The organism is Sedimentibacter saalensis (assembly GCF_007830175.1).
GTDB lineage: Bacteria > Bacillota > Clostridia > Tissierellales > Sedimentibacteraceae > Sedimentibacter > Sedimentibacter saalensis.
Genome location: NZ_VLKH01000005.1, coordinates 1 through 18,731, shown reverse-complemented (window position 1 = coordinate 18,731; position 18,731 = coordinate 1). Strand labels below are relative to the sequence as shown.

Sequence of the window (18,731 nt, the reverse complement as noted above, 5' to 3'; positions counted from 1 at the left end):
TTATCATTCCTTCCCTCTTGTTTTTTCAAAACAAATTACATCCACATTCCCTTTTTCATGTCTTCCTGAAAGGGAGCTTGTTTGGTGATCTGACACAACTATTATTCTTGTGTCACACGCATTATTGTATATTTCCCTCATAAAATCACTGTCTATTTTTTCTATGAAACTGATTTTTCCTGAGAGATCCTTTCTGTGAGAAGCTTCATCCGTGCCGTTAATGTGCGCAATAACAACATCGTGATCTTTTAATTCTCTAAGAACAGCTGATGATTTTTCCTTTAAATCAGTATTTATATCTGCTGTTGAGTTTTTTAAAGCTGCTACATCTATTTTCATTGCTTTTGCAATGCCTTTTACTATTTCAGCACTGCAGACACACGAACATGACTTTTGGTAGAGTTCATGAAATGAGGGTATCTCTGAATATTCTGACGGTCCCCATGGATAAAACATATAGCTGTGGCCGTTTATAAAAAATTTGTTATGTAAAACAAATTCTTTTAAGATTTCAATATGTTCAAAACTTTTTAAAATTTCTGCCATACTACTTCCCACATTCTCATGAGGCGGTATATTTTTCATCAACATGATTTCCCGGTTCTTTTTAAGAACAATCAAATTACGGTAGCCGCTGATGTGATGAAACTTTATTTCTCCGGTTGTTTTCACATTAAGAGATGCATTTTTCATTTGCTCTTCAGTGAGATTTATCCCATTGAAAGATTCCAATTTTTCGTCCTTGATGCTTATGAGGTTGCATCTTAAAACCACTTCATCATGTTCCACATGTATGTTTGAAGCCAGCGCTTCAAGAAATGCCCTGTTTTTGGGAATGTAACGTTCATCCACTCCAAGTATGGCAAGTATGCAGTTTAAGCTGTCCGGCTGCATGTTGGATGGATAAAATGTTCGCTGGCTGTGATGACCTTGTTCTATAATTTTATCTATAAACGGAGTACAGGCAAATTCAAGCGGAGTTTTGTTTCCAAGTTCATGAATTTTATCTTCGCTGAGCCCGTCAATTATCACCAGTATTGTTTTCATTGCATACCTGTTATTTCTTTTAATTTTTGAATTAATAATTTGTTTTCATATTCACTTTTAACTGCTATCCTGTAGTAATTTTCACTTAAGTTTCTGTAGTTTGAGCAGTCTCTTATGAGTATTCCCTTTTTAAGCAATTTTTGTTTTAACTGCAAAATATCTGTTTTTAAAAAAACATAATTTGCATGGCTTTCATATGTCTTAATGTTTATTTTTTGAAGCTCATATACAATATATTCCCTTTGTATTTTCACATAGTCCACGGACTTCTTAACATATTCTTTTTCTTTTAAAGCAGCTATTCCTGCAGCTTGAGCAATGGTTGAAACGTTCCACGGCGGACCTGAGGATTTCAGTCCCCGGATTAACTGTTTATTTGAACACATGCAATATCCAAGACGTATCCCCGGAATTGCATATATCTTTGTAAAAGCCTTTAAAACAATCAGGTTGTCATATTCCTGAAGTTTATTAACAATGCTGTACTTTTCCTTATTTTCAACAAAATCAAGAAAACATTCATCAACAACAAGTACTGCATTATTTTTTTTGCAGTGATCTGCTATTTTAACAACAGTGCTGCTGTCTGTGATTTGTCCTGTTGGATTGTTTGGATTGCACAAAAACACAATATCCGTATTGTCTATGCTTTTTAATACATCATGGTTTATTTTAAAATTGTTTTTTTCACATAAGTTATATACATCCACATCAGTTCCGGATAATTTCAGAGAATTTTCATATTCACTGAATGTAGGAGCAGTTACAAGTCCTTTTCCGGGTTTTAAATAAAAAGCTATTCTAAAAATTGCCTCTGCAGCTCCGTTTGAAACAAAAATCCACTCTGAGGGCACATGCTCGCTTGCTGCTATAGCCTCTGTTAGTTCCCGTGAATTTATATCCGGATACCTGTTTGCATTTTTGATTGAGTTCATTGCAGCAATTTCAACTGATTCAGGTATTCCCAGGGGATTTATGTTAGATGAAAAATCAATTATGCTGTCTTCATGAATTCCTGATATTCTTGAAGCCGTGTATATGTCTGCTCCGTGAGATTCCATACTTCCTCCATATTAAAAACTCAAGATTAAAAACTTTACCGTTATCCCAATACCCAGGCACAATAAAGACGTTGCATACATGAGCTTGTTTGCTTTTTTTATGTCGTCGTTCACAACTGGTCTTTTGTCATCACCAATGGTAGGCTTTGTAACAAGAGTTCCTCCGTAATAATTAGGACCCCCAAGCATAATGTTCAATGCTCCTGCACATACGGATTCTGTATGGGCCGAATTTGGGCTCTTGTGATTGTACCTGTCTCTTTTGTATATTCTGTAGGCTGACACATAATCCATATTCAATATGTAGGAAGCAGTAATCATTAAATAAGATGCAATTCTTGATGGCAGAAAATTTGCTGCATCATCAAGAAGAGCAGAGAACCTTCCCATGTTTATGTACTTTTCATTCTTGTATCCAACCATTGAATCAAGGGTGTTTATCCCTTTGTACAAAAATCCCAATGGTGCTCCTCCAATAAGAATAAACAACATTGGAGCTATTACACCGTCAGATGTGTTTTCTGCAACGGTTTCTACTGCAGCCTTGGCAATTTGATTGCTGTTTAGATTTTCCACATCCCTGCCCACTATGTATGACAAATATTTCCTGGCAGAGCTTAAGTCATTTTGTTCAAGGTATTTATGAACAATCATGCTTTCATCCTTAAGACTCTTTGTTGCCAGAATAAATGCACACATTACTGTTTCAATTGCCCCTGCAAGCAAAAGGCTGATTTTTGATGATAGCCACAATATAACAAGAGGCACAGCATACGAAGTCAAAACCACAACAAACCATAGAATAATTCCTGCACGCCTTTCATCCTGAGCACTTTTGCATTTTTTTCTTAAAACCCTTTCAACATTTTCTATCATCTTCCCTATGAGCCTGATGGGATGAGGGAAACCCTGTGGATCTCCTACTAACAAGTCCAGTGTGTAACCTAAAATCAACGGTATCATTTTATGTGCCCCTTTTGGTAACTTATTGCCGTTTCCATGAAATTTCTTGCAAAATCAATATTTCCAAGAAAGTGCAGATGAGGATATCCCATGAATTTTGTGTCGTCAGCAACTATGCACTTCCATGTTTTTTCCGATTCAGGCTTTGTTGCAGTAAATGCATCCCCAAGATTAGTGCTTGTGCTGTAATGAAATTCATGTCCATTTATTTTGTCGCCTTTTTTGCACATAAGATTGTCCTTGTCTGCAGTTAAAGTAACGTAGCCAAAATTGTTCAGCCTGTTTGTCATGTAGCTTTGACCTTCACAAACTCCGGCAAGTTCATATTCATTGCCGTCTTCCTTAAAACTGTCAAGAAGGTACATGTAGCCTCCGCACTCTGCAAATGTTGGAATGCCAGAACTTATTTTTTCTTTTATGTCTTCAAGCATTGACTTGTTATTTGAAAGATCATCCATGTAAAGTTCAGGATAACCACCTCCAAAAATCAGACCGCTTAAATTGTCCGGAAGCTTTTTATCAGACATTGGACTGAAATATATTAAATTTGCTCCCATTTTTTCCAGAACTTCAAGACTGTCCCTATAATAAAAGCAAAATGATTTGTCATATGCAATGCCAATATTAACTTCGTCCTTTCTTTCTATAACAGGGTCTTCATATTCAATAACAGGAGCAGTTTGTGCAAGTTCATTTAATCCTTTAATGTCAATTGTTCTTGAAGCATTTTCTCCGAGAGTGTTTACTATGGACTGTAAATTTCCTATTTCCTGAGCAGTGACAAGTCCAAGGTGCCTGCTTTCAAGTTTGCAGTCATCAAGACGGTTCATATAGCCATAAACCTTCACTTGTATGTTTGTTTCAATAATATTTTTGTAATACCTGTACATCCCTTCGGAAATGTTGTTGAGGATGACGCCCTTGATGTTGCTTTCTTCCCTGAAGTTTTTAAACCCTTCAATTACTGCACAAACAGATATCGCCATTCCTTCACAGTTTAAAACCAACACAACAGGACAACCGAGCAGTCTTGCAATTTCATATGAACTTCCATTAGTTCCTATTCCTGTACCGTCGTAATATCCCATTACACCTTCTACAACCGATATGTCCATGCTGAGGCTGTTCTTTCCAACTACATATTTGACGTTGTTTTCTCCAAGTATAAATGTGTCAATGTTTCTTGAAGGAATTTTTATAACCTCGCTGTGAAACATGGGGTCTATGTAGTCAGGGCCGCACTTGTAGGCTGCAACATTTTTGCCTTCAAGCAAAAATGCCTTAAGTAGAGCCGTTGTGACTGTAGTTTTTCCGCTGCCGCTTCCTGCTGCAGCTATCATTATTCTCGGTGCCTTGATTGTTTTAATTTAAACCACTTCCCTTACCGCTTATAATATAAATGGGGTTTTGTCCCATCATCATGTTGTATGATCCTATTTTTTTTGATTTTGAAATCCATGCGTTTGTTATTTCAACATGTTCAAATTTGAACTTTTCCATGCACCTTATGGCTTCATTGACACTTTCCAGGGCTATGGCATTTATAACAACATTTGCAGTTTTATTCTTTTTCAAAACTTCACAGATTATTTTTTCAAGATTTCCTCCGCTTCCCCCTATGAACACACAGTCAGGGCTTGGAAGATTTTCAAGACAGTCGGGAGCCAGTCCCTTTACTATGTCTATGTTGTATGCTTTGAATTTTTCTTTGTTCTTTTTAATTAAACTTATGGCTTCTTCATTTTTTTCAATGGCATAAAGCTGACCACAGCTGAGCTTAAGAGCAGTTTCAATTGAAACGGAGCCTGTTCCTGCGCCAATATCATAGACTGTTGAACTGTTTTTTATGTTAAGCTTTCCTATGGATATAGTTCTTACTTCGCTTTTGGTCATGGGAATATTTCCTGTTATAAACTCATCATCCCCTATGCTTCGCATTCCAATATTTATATCAAGAGCTTCACGGTTTTCTACCAGCATTGCACTAAGGCTGTCAAAATTCATCAGGGATAAATTGAATGCTGTATCCGTAATGATTTTTTCGTTTGGGTATGATAAATTTTCACCTACAGTGACATTTACATGACCCAATCCTTTAGTGCAAAGAACTTTGCATATTTCCCTAGGACCAAATTCTCCACCGGTTAAAAAGAATGTTTTTTTGCTGAACATTACAGCAGATGCAATGTTAATGTCTCTTCCGTGAGCGCTTTGATGCTTAACATCATCCCATGAAATATTTAATTTAGAACACAAATACTGCATGGAACTGATTGAAGGAATATTTTCAACTGTTACTTCATGGTCTTTCAGAAGGTTTTCAGTTATTTTTTTTGACAAACTGTAAAATCCTGAATCTCCAGACACAAGCAAACTGAAAACTCTGCACTTTGAATGTTTTATATAATCTATAATATCCTGAGTGCATATGCTTTCAAACATTTCTTTATGTAAAAACTCAAAGCTTTCAAGCATTCTCCTGGCGCCTATAAGGCAGTCTGCTTCTTCAATTGCTCCCTTTGCTGCAGAATGAATGTAATTGTTGCTGCCAATACCTAATCCAACAATATTTAATTTTTTCATGTTAGCCTGCCTGTTCCATGATCGTTTTTTTAAAAAAGTTCATTATTTCATCCAGTGTTAATCCGTCTTCATATTGCTTCCTTATTACAAGACATTTTGCTCCCGTGTTCACACATGACTGAACCTTTTCGTCAAATCCTCCGGAATCTGAGCTTTCCTTTGTTACAAGGAACTTTGAATTTGTGCTTTTTATCATTGCAGCATTAAGTTCAGTGCTGAATGGTCCCTGCATGCATATTATATTTTTGTTCTCATATCCAAGCTCAATGCATCTTTTAAGTGAACTTTCCATAGGAAGAATCCTTACATAAATTCTTTCACTGTAATTTTCAACTGCCGTGAACTTATCAAGATCCTTGCTGCCGGTAGCAAGCAAAATGTTTCCTTCTTTATTTTTAAGATAATCAATGCATTCCGAGAAAGACTGAAAATAAATGCAGTCTTTGTTTTCCATTGAATTTCTTATTACTCTCACATATCTTGTTCCGCTAACAAGTGTTGCCTTCACAATGTTGTGAGATACAAGCCGTGCAAATGGATGAGTTGCATCCACCACACAGTCATATTTTTTCTCAAGAAAAAGATTTATCATTTCTTTTTCATCAATGCGCTTTTGATATACAGAAATATTGCTGATATTTTTCAAAAACTGCTGCCCGTACTCAGTTGCAATGAATAAATCTGCCTTTATGTTGTTTTCAGACAAAAATTCTGCAAGTTTTCTTCCTTCTGTGGTTCCTCCGAAAATACAGATATTCATTATTTATTTTCTGCCTTTCTGAATTCATGTGTAAAAGAAGGATTGTACAATTCACTTCTCTTGTAGTCATTTCCCAGGAAGTTTCCAACAAGAATAAGGGCTGTCTTCGTTATGTTGTTTGTTTTCATAATTTCAGGAAGAGTTGCAACGGTGGCATGAAATATTTTTTCATCAGGCCATGTTGCTTTGTAAACAACTGCAACCGGCGTACTGGGTTCATATCCTCCCATAATCAGTTCTTCTGAAAGCTTTTCAGATAGTCCTGAACTCAGGAACAAAACCATGGTTGATTTATGAGAAGACAGTGACCTTATTTTTTCTGTTTCCGGCACCGGAGTCCTCCCCTCCATACGGGTAATAATAACGGTCTGACTTACTTCCGGAAGAGTGTATTCAGCATTTAAAGAAGCTGCTGCTCCAAAAAATGAGCTTACCCCTGGAACAACTTCAAATTCAATATGAAGCTCTTTTAAAATGTCAATTTGTTCACGTATTGCCCCGTAAATGCTTGGATCTCCTGTGTGGAGCCTCACAGTGTCTTTATTTTCTTTTTCAGCTTTCTTTATAACATCAATAACTTCTTCAAGAGTCATGTTTGCGCTGTTATAAATCAGGCAATTATCCCTTGTGTATTTCAAAAGTTCAGGATTTACCAAAGAGCCTGCATATATTACCACATCTGCTCTCTGCAATAAATTGTGCCCCTTTAATGTAATTAAATCTGCGGCTCCCGGGCCTGCTCCAACAAAATGTACCATGATTTCTCCTTAGTTTAATATGCCTTTGTCATTTGAATAAATTATGAGTTTCGTTTTAATGGTGTTGTTTACACGCTTATTTATGTAATATTCAGCCTTTTCACTAATTTTCTTCAATACAGGCTTTTCTACATTTTCTCTTTCAAGTATTGATAAAGCATGTTCTGTTGTGGCGCTTAATAAAATTTCATTTACTGCATGGCTTCCTGCACCGTACAATGCTGCATAACAAGCAATGACTTCCATCCTGAAATCACCGTTATGGGAATGGGTGTTAAGCATTCCTCCGGCTACCTTAACCATCTTGCCTATGTGCCCTACAATGAGAACTTCCTTGAAACCAAGCTCCACAGAAAAGTCCAGAACCTCACCTAAGTAATTGCTGAACTTAAGGCTGTTTTCTCCTCGTATTCCCAAAGCGCTGTCTATAAATTTCTCAGCGTAATTTCCGGGAAAAGCAAGAAGTCTTGTATAGCCCTTTTCTCTTATTACTTTCATCTCTATTTTTAAGCTGTCAACAAGAGCCTTCTTGCTCATGGGTTCAACTATTCCTGTTGTTCCAAGTATGGATATGCCTCCAATTATTCCAAGCTGAGGATTGAATGTTTTCAAGGCTTTTTCTTCACCTTCCGGAACATATACAGTTACGCTCATTCCTCCCCTGTACTTGTACTCATTTGAAATTCTCTTAAGATTTTCAGTTATCATTTTTCTAGGAACAGAATTTATGGCTGCCTCGCCAACCTGGCAGTCAAGACCCTTTTGAGTAACTCTTCCCACTCCCTGTCCCCCATATATATTTATTTTTCCTGTGTCATCAAGGCTCACTTTGGCATAAATTTCAATGCCGTCAGTTATATCCGGATCATCGCCGCTGTCTTTTGTGACGCTGCAGCTCACCCCATGAACATCAAAACATGGATTTTTTATGTCCATGAAAATCGTTTCTCCTGAGGGCAATCTCACTTGCACATTGTCAACTGTCTTACCTGTGAGAAGCATAATTGCCGCAGCAGATGAAGCAGCAGCTGCACACGTTCCGGTTGTATAGCCGCACCTTAATTTTTTACCGTCTTTTATAATATAATCCCTCATAATATCACCCTGAGACTATATTTTTTGTAAAAATTATTCCAAAATAAAAAATCTTCCAATTTCTTGGAAGACATGTATGTACAGTAAATATACTTTAACATTTAAGATAATCCTCCCGAAAATCTTCAAATCAAAATTTGGCAGGTCTCCTGACTATCGGTTCATCTAAAGCTCACCTTCCCGTTTATCACAGTGGTTTTGAGCCTTATCACCTTTCACAGTAGCGGGGGCTGTAACAGATTTTACTGTTTTCCCTTTTAAAACTATAGTTACCAAACTTTAATATTTAGTTGAGCTCATTATATATTAAAAAATACATAATGTCAAATGAGATTATAGTAATAATAAATTTTCAGCCTTCATAAGCTTAAGTAAGAAAATGTTTTGGAGGATATATGGAAGAATTATTTAAAAAAGTAAATATAGTATTTTCAATTGCTTTGATAATCACAGCCTTGCTGATATTATTTTCAAATATAGGAATTACCAGCGAAACAATCAATGGAACAGGTGAAAAGCTCTCAAAAATAAAAATTCTCATAGATCCAGGGCATGGGGGCATCGATCAGGGTGCAAGCGGAAGCCTACATATAGGAGAAGCACCAATTAATCTTGAGATATCAAAAAAGCTCATGACATTTCTTGAAGGAAGCGGTTTTGAAGTTGAAATGACAAGATATGATGATACGGGTCTTTATTCATCAGCATCAGATACAATCAGAGACAAGAAAAACGAAGACTTGAAAAACAGAGTGAGCACAATAAACAAATCAAATGCTGATATAGTTGTATCCATACATTTAAATGCATTTCCACAACAACAATATTATGGTTCTCATGTTTTTTACCAAAAAAATAATGAGTATGGAAAGGCAGCAGCCTTCATTTTACAGGACAGTATGAAAACAATCCTTGATCCGGAAAACCAGCGCGTACCACAAATTAAACAAGATATAAAAATAATGGATGATACAAAAAACACTGTTTTATTAATTGAATGTGGATTTTTATCCAATCCAGCTGAAGAGCAAAAACTTGTATCTGATGAATACCAGGAAAAAACAGCCTGGGCAATATATACAGGACTTATGAAATATTTCAACGAAATTTAACAGTCATTTACAGAACACATTTTTTCATTTTGTCGAAAAGATGTGTTTTTTTTGTATAATATTGATAAAATTATGAAAATTTCTTAATTAAATTGTTGAAAATATGCGAAATGTGTATTATACTGAAAGCGTGTAGTATAACATTTGGAGGAATAATATGAATTTTGATGAAGTGGAGTATTTTTTAGCCAATATTAAATCTGTCATGTCGTGTAAAATTATTTCTGATGCAAACAACAATATAAGCGAAATACATGTGCTGTCTGACAGTAGCAGACATTCAAAGCAAATATCACGTGATATCAGAACAGCTTTGTTGTCTCATTTTAATTTAGATGTGGATTATAAAATTATAAGTGTTGCACAAATCAATAAAAACATTTCAATAAACACTGATTTCAGGCTGTTGTATGACGGTTACACAAATGAAACTTCTTCTGACAGAATAAAAATAAACACAAAGCTTTCCTGGGATGAAAAGGAATATACAGGACAAGCTGAAGGAATTAAAACAGAAAAAAACACACTCATGGTTGCTGCTTTATCTACACTGGATTCTATAAAAAAAGCCATAGACCTTGACTGCTTCATTGTAGAAGACATACAGACTGCCAAAGTTGCAGGCAAAGACGTAATGGTAGCAGCAATAACTCAAATAGACCACGGGAAGGAAAATGTTCTCATCGGTTCCTCCATAGTTACAACAAACAAAATTGACTCTACAATAAAAGCAACATTAAATGCTATAAACAGAAAAATCTGTTTATATATAAAAGAATGATCGGGCTGACTAAAATATTTCAAAACTAGCGTAGCGGATCCTTCCTGTTCTAATAGCGAACCGAGCAGAGACTAACTGTCGGAGGATTCCCATGAAAAAATTAATGCCTATAATAGCTTCTTTAGTATCTTTGGTATTGGCTGCAGGCGCAAGCATCAGCTGGCTATAAAAATTAATTGATCATTTGTCAGCCCTTCATTATATAGAAATATAGAGGTTAAAAAATGGTAGATGGTGTAAGTACAATGAATAATAATCTAGAAAAACAAAAAATTAATATAAAATTATATGTATACATAACATTGTTAGCATCCATTGCTGTAATGTTATTGATTAATTTTTTTGAAATGTATACAATTGAAGATTATACTTTGCTTACGGTTTTCTGCGTATTATCAGCCGTAGCAGAGACATTTCTAATACCGTTGCCTAAAATAGGTGCCATATCAGTCAGCACAGCATTGGCATTTACTGCAATAATCTTGACAAACCCCCTGATTGCTGCCGTTGTAATGGCAGCTGGTGTAGCGTTCAGATGTCCCTACGTTGACGGCAAAGGAAGAGTTCATATATTTAATAATCCACCTTATAAAACAATCTTTAATATAAGCCAATATTTTATTAATACAGGCATAGCTGGATTAGCATATGTTGTTGTAGACAATCTCCTTAATGTAAGATTTGTATTTTACAATCCGGTAGCAGGCATTGCAGCATTAATTGTTTATATTTTGTTAAACACTTTTTGCATGTCAGTGTTAATGGCTATATTATTAAAAGAAAAATTTTCAAACATATGGAAAAGTAGTTTTTATGGAATGCTAATTAACATATTGCTTGTAAGTCTTTTAGGCATAATACTTGCTTTTGCATTTTATAGCTACGGAACAGGCGGAATGCTTTTGTTCTTCATTCCACTTTTATTTGCAAGATACACATTCAAATTGTACATAGACATGCGCAAAAATTATTTTGACACCATGAATGTCCTTGTACGAGCCATAGAAGCAAGCGACCCGTATACCAGCGGTCATTCCATGAGAGTTGGTGCTTATTCCGAAGCAATTGCAAAACAACTTGGTCTTCCGCAAGGCAAAATTGATTTAATAAAGAGTGCCGCCCTGTTACATGACATAGGCAAAATAGGAATTGACAAGAAGATTCTTAACAAGGATGGAAAGCTTGAAAAAGAAGAATTTGACACTATCAAATCTCATCCTGAAATAGGAGCAACAATAATTTCAGATTTAAGCTATCTTTCAAACATTACAGAAATAATAAGACATCACCACGAAAGGAATGACGGAAGAGGCTATCCTGACGGTTTGGACCATGATAAAATTCCGTTGGAAACTTCAATTCTTACAATTGCAGATTCCTTTGACGCCATGACAACCAACAGACCATACAGACATTCACTAAGCCTTGAAACAGCACTCAATGAAATAAAAATAAATGCTGGAACACAGTTTAATCCAGACATAGTGGATGATGCAATAATTGCTTTAAAGGCAACATATTTTAGCTTATCTGAATAAAGGTGTATTATGATTTCAGAAATAATATTGATATCCATTTTATCAATTTTAATTGCAATACTAATTTTAATAGCAACAAAAAAAAGTCCTGATATCACTAATCGAAATTTCGAGATAAAGGGCTACAAATTATTAATATTGACAGCAGTAATAGAAATTACTGCTCAATTTTTGTTTAAAAGGTTTCCCAGCAGCAGCTTGTTAAGGTATCTTTCACTTAGCTGGCTGATTTATTTTGCTATTTTTTATGTAGCTGCAATAAACATAAAAAAGTCTTACATGATGCTTTTCTTTATTGGAACATTGCTTAATTTCATAGCAATTGCTTCAAATGGTTTTAAGATGCCCGTCTTTGTTTCTGATGTTCTAGGAGATGTTGAAGCTAAAAGACTGTATCTTCAGACAGGACAGGATTTAATACATTCTCTTCTTACAGACAAAACAAAATTCAAATTTCTTTGCGACATCATAACCATTCCTTCTCCCTATCCTTTTTCCAAGACCATTAGTGTTGGCGATGTTTTTTTGCTGGCAGGCGTATTTGCATTTTGGCAGGACCTGCTTGAAGGAAAAAAGTCACGTAAAATCGTAAAATAATTACATAAACATGAGTCTTCCCACAACCAGCGCAGCAAATATGGAAGCGCCGTGGGCCATAAGCCCCACCTTGACTGTGTGTCTTGTGTTTGTTATGCCAACAGCACCAAAGTACACTGCAGTTGTATAAAAAATAGTTTCAGATGAACCCATCAGTATAGAGGCACTCCTTCCAATAAAAGAATCCGCTCCATAATTGTCCAGTATAGATTGAAAAACCCCCAATGACCCTCCTCCTGATAATGGTTTAATAACAGCCAGGGACAGAAGTTCCGGAGGAAATCCCAAAATATCCGTTACAGGCCTTAACATACTCACAATAAATTCTTCCGCCCCGGAATGAATAAACAAATTTATTGCAAATATAACTGCCAGTATGTAAGGAAATACTTTAAATGCTGATTTTGCTCCATCCATCGCCCCTTCAATAAATGCAGAATATATGTCTACATCCGCAATAATTCCATAAAAAAGAATTCCGCCCACAACAAAGGGCATGATTAAATCAGAAAAATTCATTTCACATTTTCCTTTCATAATATTTAGCAAGCATAACAGCTACAATTGTAGAAAATGTTGTTGCAGCAATAGTAGGAAGCATAATATCCGCAGGAACTGAGGCTCCTGAATCTGCTCTTAATTTTATGATGCTTAATGGAATAAGCTGTATTGAAGACATGTTAATAATCAAAAACATACACATTGCATTGTTTGCTGTTTTTTTATCACTGTTAATTTTTTGCATTTCCTGCATTGCCTTTATACCAAAGGCTGTGGCAGAATTACCAATACCAAGCATATTTGCAGCAATAGTCATAACTATTGCATTAACAGCATTCGTGTCATTTTGGACTTCCTTGAATAAAAACCTGACTGCAGGCCTTAAAAATTTAGATATTTTATTTAGAATTCCTGATTTTTCCACAATACGCATCATACCTGTCCAGAACGCCATAACAGGAACCAGGCTTATTATAAGATCAACTGCCTTTTGCAGGTCAAACAAAAGCACATCTGTAAGCACCTCTGGCCTGCCATTGGCAAAAGAAAAAAATATACCCATGAAAATTAAACCAATCCACAATTTCCTCAAGAAATCAACCCCGCAATAATCATTAATAAATAACATGCCTCAACATAGTTGAGACATTAAAATAGACATCCTTAATTAATTATATTTCACAGGATTTTTATTATGCTGACTAAAATAAAAAGGAGCAATATTGCTGCTTAGTTTTTTATATATTATGCTTGAAGAATCTCCATAAACTGTTCTCCTGTAATTGTTTCCTTTTCAAACAAGTAGTTTGCCAGTTCATGTAATTTTTTTTCATTGTCCTTTAAAATTTTGGCTGCTCTTGCATGAGCTTCCTTGATTATTGACAGAGATTCTCTGTCTACAAGCTGAGCTGTTTCAGGAGAGCAGGAAAGCTGAGAATCTCCTCCAAGGTACTGTCTTCCTCCGGTTTCAAGTGCCATCATGTCAAACTTGTCAGTCATTCCATACTTCGTAACCATGGCTCTTGCAATCTTTGTAGCCTGTTCTATGTCGTTTGAAGCCCCTGTAGTATATTCTCCAAACACAAGTTCCTCAGCAGCACGGCCTCCGCAGTATGTAGCAATTTTATTCATTGCATCTGTCCTGGTTAATAGTGTCTTGTCTCTTGTTTCAACCTGCATTGTGTATCCAAGAGCACCGGATGTTCTTGGAACAATAGTAATTTTGTGAACAGGAGCGCTGTTTGTCTGCTTTGCAGCAAGTATTGCATGACCGATTTCATGATAAGAAACTATTTTTTTCTCCTGCAGGCTCAGAATTGCATTTTTCTTTTGCTCACCTGCTATTACAACTTCAATTGATTCTTCAAGATCTGCATGGGATACTTCTGCTCTTCCCATTCTGACAGCACGCAGTGCTCCCTCGTTGACAATGTTGGCTAGCTGAGCTCCTGAAGCACCTGATGTTGCCCTTGCAATTAAATTGTAATCTATTTTTTCTTCCATTTTATAATTTTGGGCATGGACCTTTAATATTGATATACGCCCCTCCATGTCTGGAAGTTCAACGCGAACCTGCCTGTCAAAACGTCCTGGCCTTAAGAGGGCTGGATCCAATGTTTCAGGTCTGTTTGTAGCTGCTAAAATAAGAACACCTTTGTTATCTTCAAATCCATCCATTTCTGTCAGTAGCTGATTTAATGTTTGTTCACGTTCTTCATTGCTGTTTAAACTGCTGTTTCTTTTCTTTCCCACAGTATCTATTTCATCAATAAAAACAATGCATGGTGCTTTCTTTTTTGCTTTTTCAAACAGCTCTCGAACTCTAGCTGCACCTCGTCCCACATACATTTCAACAAACTCAGAGCCAGAACTTGCAAAGAACGGAACATTGGCTTCACCTGCAACAGCCTTTGCCATAAGTGTCTTACCTGTTCCCGGAGGTCCCACAAGCAGAATTCCCTTAGGACACTTTGCTCCGATTTCAGCATATTTTTCAGGATTGGAAAGGTAATCTACAACTTCTGCAAGAGATTCCTTTGCCTCATCCTGTCCTGCTACTTCAGCAAATGTAGTCTTACTTGCGGTTGTAACATTAATTTTATTTCCTGACTTTTCTTCAGAAGAAGATAACTCAGAGTCATTAGTTTTGTTTTTTTTCATGAATCCGTCAACCAGAATTATGGAAATGGGCAATATATAACAGATGATTAAGCTTACAAGGTAATCTGGTTTTTTACGACCTATTTGTCCAAATTCAACGTTTTGAGATTTCAAAACCTGTAGAAGTTCAGGATCATCGGTGAAGTCAGTCTTGAAATAATTTTCGTTTTCATCAACATCTGTTTTATAAAGAATGTAATCATTCTGTATTTCAACCATGACTACCTGTTGATCGTTAACTTGCTGTAAAAATTGTGAATACTCTGCTTCCACGGCTTTAGTTCCAGTCACGGCAGGAAACAAAAACCAATTAATCAACAACACTATTGATATTGCAATAACATAATAATAAATCACCAGCTTTCCGGGCCGATCTTGTTTTTTTTCATTTTCGTTCATATGTACTCCTTTAACTTATATCAAATTCCTATATTTAGAATATTCTCATATGGTATATTCCGTCATAATTTCATCAATGCTCATGTCTCATTTAATAACACAGATTGTAATTTACATGTAAATAATTGTCAATATTTTTTTGAAAATAATTACATTTTTAAAAGTAACTTTCTATTATTGCAAACGATTTGCATGTTTCGGACAAATAAAAAAAGCGCATTTTTGCGCTCTTTTGATTATATTTATAAAGTTTTATTTTCTTCTTCGTTTATTTTTTCCACCTGAATTTCAAGAACTCTTTTTGCTTCTGCCTTTGTTATGGTGATGTGAAGGTTTTTATAAACCATTTTTCCGCCCACATCCGGAATTTCTTCAAAAAGCATTGTAATCCATCCGTTAACCGTTGTTACATCTACTTCTTCATCAGGCTCGATATTAAACAATTCGAACATGTCATCCACATCGGCATTGCATGAAACCAGATATTTGTCATCTCCGATTTTTTTAAACCATTCTATAACTTCATCATGCTCATCCCAAATTTCTCCCACAAGCTCTTCTATGATGTCTTCCATTGTTACAATTCCTTCAGTTCCGCCATATTCATCAATAACGGCAGCCATGTGCGCTTTCGACCTTTGCAGTTCCTTTAAAAGTTCTGAAATTTTCTTGTTTGGAGTTATATATATAATCTTGGAAACAAGCTTTTTAATGTCTTTTTCTTTTCTGCTGAGAGCCTGATAAAAGTCTTTTTCATGAAGAACTCCCACTATGTTGTCCATGTCTCCCTGGAAAACCGGTAATCTTGAATAACCGCTGACCAAGAATTTTTCCTTGATTTCATCCAGGCTTTCATCTTCCTCAATTCCTACAATTTCTATTCTTGGTGTGTATATGTCTTCTACTACAGTTTCATTGAATTCTATAGCAGAACGAATCAAATCACTTTCATTCTTGTTTATTACTCCTTCGTTTTCAACCTCGTCAATCATTGTTCGAAGTTCATCTTCAGTAATTGAAGGCTGAATCTCAGTTTCAAACAATTTGTAAAACATTTTCTTTAAAGCAGCAATAACCGTATTTATTGGTGAACACAAGAATATAAATATGCTCATTATGGGTGCTGCAAACATTGCAAATTTTTCAGGTGCAAACTGCGCTAAACCTTTTGGAATGAGTTCCCCAAAAATAAGAATTGCAAGAAGTATCAAAGTAGTTGAAATTGCAATTCCATTACTTTCAAAATTTTTAGAAAAAATATACACTGCAAGTGAAGCAGCAGTAATATTGAAAGTATTGTTAAAAATAAGAATAGTTGATATTAGACTGTCGCTTTTTTCATCCAATCTAATTACTAACTCTGCTTTTTTGTTGTTTGAACAAGCCAGGTTTTTCATCCTTATTCTGCTGTAATCATTAAATGCTGCTTCGCATGCAGAAAAAAATGCTGACATTATCAACAAAATTATTAATATTGCGACCTGACTTATACCGTCATCATCCATTATTGTAAATCACTCCTAATTTTTTAATAGTACTTTAATTATAATCTACACTTTGTCAATAGTCAATTGATTTTCTAATTTCAACAAAAGCAAGGAATTTTTAGAAATTTTCCAAAGCATAAAAAAAAACTTTGCAGCAATAATAGTAAAACAAATTTATAAAATTACCATCGTTTTCATAAATTTTAAAACAAAATTAAGAAATACTTAATTGATTAAAAAACAATAAATGTTATACTTCAAAGCGTAAGCAGAAACAACATAAATGTGGAGGTATGAAATTGTTATCATTTATAAATATATTTAACTTTATAATTTTAATATTATTTACAGGTTTTTATTTTTACCAGGCATATTACGTGGTTATTGCACTGTTTAGAAAAAGCAAGGTAATGACTGCCCAAAAAAACAACAAATATGCCGTGGTTATTGCAGCTAGAAATGAAAGTGCCGTAATAGGGCAATTGATTAACAGCATCAAGCAACAAAAATATCCTTCTGAACTGATTGATATTTATGTGGTTGCAGATAACTGCACCGATAACACAGCTGATGTGGCAAGAGATGCAGGAGCGTATGTATTAGAAAGATTCAACAGACAAAATGTGGGCAAAGGATATGCACTTGATTACGCGTTTAAAAGTATAATTGCAAGTGATGAACATTACAACGGATATTTTGTTTTCGATGCAGATAATTTGCTTGATGAAAACTATGTAGCAGAAATGAATAAAGTATTTGACAACGGATATAAAATAGTTACATGTTACAGAAATTCCAAAAATTATGACACAAACTGGATATCAGCAGGTTATTCTCTTTGGTTCTTAAGAGAAGCAAAATATCTTAACAACTCAAGAATGATGCTTAACACAGGCTGTGCTATTTCAGGAACAGGTTTCATGGTAAGTGACGATATAATAAGAAAAAACAACGGCTGGAAGCATCATCTGCTTACTGAAGACATTGAATTTTCAATTGATAACGCCATAGAAGGTGAAAAGATAGGATACTGCGGTACAGCTGTGCTTTACGATGAACAGCCTTATATATTCGAACAGTCATGGAATCAGAGACTTCGCTGGGCAAAAGGCTTTTATCAGGTATTTGCTAAATACGGCAAGACATTGTTTAAGAGTATATTCACTAAAAAAAGCTTCAGCTGCTACGACATGCTCATGACAATTATGCCAGCTTTACTTTTGTCATTGGCCAGCGTATTTATAAATCTCGTTTTCCTTACAGTGGGGCTTATTAACATAGAAACATATCCTGAGATCATAAGCGAAACTTCGGGAGCAATAATAATGTCAGGAGTAAACTCATACCTTGTGTTGTTTGCACTTGGCCTTATTACAACAATAACAGAGTGGAAACAAATTAATTCTACTCCACTAAAGAAAATTAAATATATATTTTCATTCCCGATTTTCATATTTACTTATATACCAATATCTATAGTTGCCCTGTTTAGAAAAATCGAGTGGAAACCAATCACTCACAGCATTGTAAAGTCAATTGAAGAAGTAAGACAATAATAATAAAAATCCTCACAATGATATGATACTTCCAAAGTAGACAGTCTAATTAATTAAAATTAGATTATCTACTTGGAGGTATTTTTTATGGGCAGAAAAACTAAACATAGTAAAGAAATTAAGATTCAAGCATGTAAGAATTATGAAAAAGGTAATGGTAGCTTTGAAAGTATTGCGAAATCAGTCGAAGCTGATGAAGCATCTGTACGTCGTTGGTATCTAAGATATAAAGAACATGGACCTAGTGCATTTGAAACATCAAATAGAAATAGTTCATATAGCAAAGAATTTAAATTGTCAGTAGTTGAAGAATATGTAATAGGTAATATTTCA

The 18,731-nt window shown here is 35.3% G+C and carries 18 protein-coding genes and 1 riboswitch; of the genes, 6 read left to right on the top strand and 12 right to left on the bottom strand.

From position 1 onward, the window contains the following. Positions 1-3 precede the first annotated feature (3 nt). The 8 genes from LY60_RS09945 to cbiD are packed head-to-tail and all read right to left on the bottom strand — an operon-like array spanning position 4 to position 8,267. Positions 4-1,047 carry a phosphoglycerate mutase gene (locus LY60_RS09945; protein ID WP_145082990.1) on the bottom strand — a complete coding sequence of 348 codons (1,044 nt, stop codon included), beginning with the start codon at positions 1,045-1,047 and terminating at the stop codon, positions 4-6. After that, positions 1,044-2,108 (bottom strand): threonine-phosphate decarboxylase CobD, encoded by a 1,065-nt coding sequence (gene cobD, locus LY60_RS09940; protein WP_145082988.1) that lies wholly within the window; start codon positions 2,106-2,108, stop codon positions 1,044-1,046. Before cobD ends, LY60_RS09945 begins: the two co-directional genes overlap by 4 nt. 12 nt (positions 2,109-2,120) lie before the next feature. After that, entirely contained in the window at positions 2,121-3,071 is a 951-nt protein-coding gene (gene cbiB, locus LY60_RS09935) for an adenosylcobinamide-phosphate synthase CbiB (protein WP_145082986.1), read from the bottom strand. Next, a complete protein-coding gene (locus LY60_RS09930; protein WP_145082984.1) occupies positions 3,068-4,411 on the bottom strand; it encodes a cobyrinic acid a,c-diamide synthase CobB in 1,344 nt (447 codons plus the stop codon). Before LY60_RS09930 ends, cbiB begins: the two co-directional genes overlap by 4 nt. Before the next feature lie 22 nt (positions 4,412-4,433). Then, on the bottom strand, positions 4,434-5,654 hold the full coding sequence (gene cbiE, locus LY60_RS09925; RefSeq protein ID WP_145082982.1) for a precorrin-6y C5,15-methyltransferase (decarboxylating) subunit CbiE: 1,221 nt from the start codon (positions 5,652-5,654) through the stop codon (positions 4,434-4,436). Position 5,655: 1 nt separating this feature from the next. Next, the gene (gene cobK / locus LY60_RS09920; RefSeq protein WP_145082980.1) at positions 5,656-6,414 is read right to left on the bottom strand and encodes a precorrin-6A reductase; all 759 of its coding nucleotides are present in this window, start codon (positions 6,412-6,414) and stop codon (positions 5,656-5,658) included. Further along, positions 6,414-7,172 carry a precorrin-4 C(11)-methyltransferase gene (gene cobM, locus LY60_RS09915; protein WP_145082978.1) on the bottom strand — a complete coding sequence of 253 codons (759 nt, stop codon included), beginning with the start codon at positions 7,170-7,172 and terminating at the stop codon, positions 6,414-6,416. The genes cobK and cobM overlap by 1 nt, the downstream gene beginning before the upstream one ends. 9 nt (positions 7,173-7,181) lie before the next feature. After that, positions 7,182-8,267, bottom strand: a complete 1,086-nt coding sequence (gene cbiD / locus LY60_RS09910) for a cobalt-precorrin-5B (C(1))-methyltransferase CbiD (protein ID WP_145082976.1) — start codon at positions 8,265-8,267, stop codon at positions 7,182-7,184. A 122-nt stretch (positions 8,268-8,389) separates the two neighbouring features. Further along, positions 8,390-8,559: riboswitch (cobalamin riboswitch) on the bottom strand. Positions 8,560-8,662: 103 nt separating this feature from the next. On the opposite strand from cbiD, the gene LY60_RS09905 reads away from it, so the two are divergent. The 4 genes from LY60_RS09905 (at position 8,663) to LY60_RS09890 (ending at position 12,295) form a co-directional block, all read left to right on the top strand. Next, entirely contained in the window at positions 8,663-9,379 is a 717-nt protein-coding gene (locus tag LY60_RS09905; protein WP_145082974.1) for an N-acetylmuramoyl-L-alanine amidase, read from the top strand. Between the two features lie 157 nt (positions 9,380-9,536). After that, positions 9,537-10,160 carry a hypothetical protein gene (locus LY60_RS09900; RefSeq protein ID WP_145082972.1) on the top strand — a complete coding sequence of 208 codons (624 nt, stop codon included), beginning with the start codon at positions 9,537-9,539 and terminating at the stop codon, positions 10,158-10,160. 224 nt (positions 10,161-10,384) lie between these two features. Continuing rightward, complete coding sequence (locus LY60_RS09895) at positions 10,385-11,698, top strand: HD-GYP domain-containing protein (RefSeq protein ID WP_145082970.1); 1,314 nt, start codon at positions 10,385-10,387, stop codon at positions 11,696-11,698. A gap of 9 nt (positions 11,699-11,707) precedes the next feature. Continuing rightward, positions 11,708-12,295: a DUF5317 domain-containing protein gene (locus LY60_RS09890; RefSeq protein WP_145082968.1), complete on the top strand. Its 588-nt coding sequence runs from the start codon at positions 11,708-11,710 to the stop codon at positions 12,293-12,295. On the opposite strand, the gene LY60_RS09885 is transcribed toward LY60_RS09890, so the two are convergent. From LY60_RS09885 to LY60_RS09870, 4 genes are all read right to left on the bottom strand, one after another. Continuing rightward, positions 12,296-12,832, bottom strand: a complete 537-nt coding sequence (locus LY60_RS09885) for a spore maturation protein (protein WP_212633475.1) — start codon at positions 12,830-12,832, stop codon at positions 12,296-12,298. Continuing rightward, a complete protein-coding gene (locus tag LY60_RS09880) occupies positions 12,816-13,388 on the bottom strand; it encodes a nucleoside recognition domain-containing protein (protein WP_212633474.1) in 573 nt (190 codons plus the stop codon). The genes LY60_RS09885 and LY60_RS09880 overlap by 17 nt, the downstream gene beginning before the upstream one ends. Before the next feature lie 152 nt (positions 13,389-13,540). After that, positions 13,541-15,355 (bottom strand): ATP-dependent zinc metalloprotease FtsH, encoded by a 1,815-nt coding sequence (ftsH, locus tag LY60_RS09875; protein ID WP_145082963.1) that lies wholly within the window; start codon positions 15,353-15,355, stop codon positions 13,541-13,543. Positions 15,356-15,597: 242 nt separating this feature from the next. Continuing rightward, a complete protein-coding gene (locus LY60_RS09870; protein ID WP_145082961.1) occupies positions 15,598-16,860 on the bottom strand; it encodes an HlyC/CorC family transporter in 1,263 nt (420 codons plus the stop codon). Between the two features lie 275 nt (positions 16,861-17,135). On the opposite strand from LY60_RS09870, the gene LY60_RS09865 reads away from it, so the two are divergent. Further along, positions 17,136-18,398 (top strand): glycosyltransferase family 2 protein, encoded by a 1,263-nt coding sequence (locus tag LY60_RS09865; RefSeq protein WP_145082959.1) that lies wholly within the window; start codon positions 17,136-17,138, stop codon positions 18,396-18,398. Positions 18,399-18,485: 87 nt separating this feature from the next. Further along, positions 18,486-18,731: helix-turn-helix domain-containing protein (locus tag LY60_RS09860; protein WP_145082957.1), on the top strand; the 246-nt coding region annotated here is incomplete at its 3' end.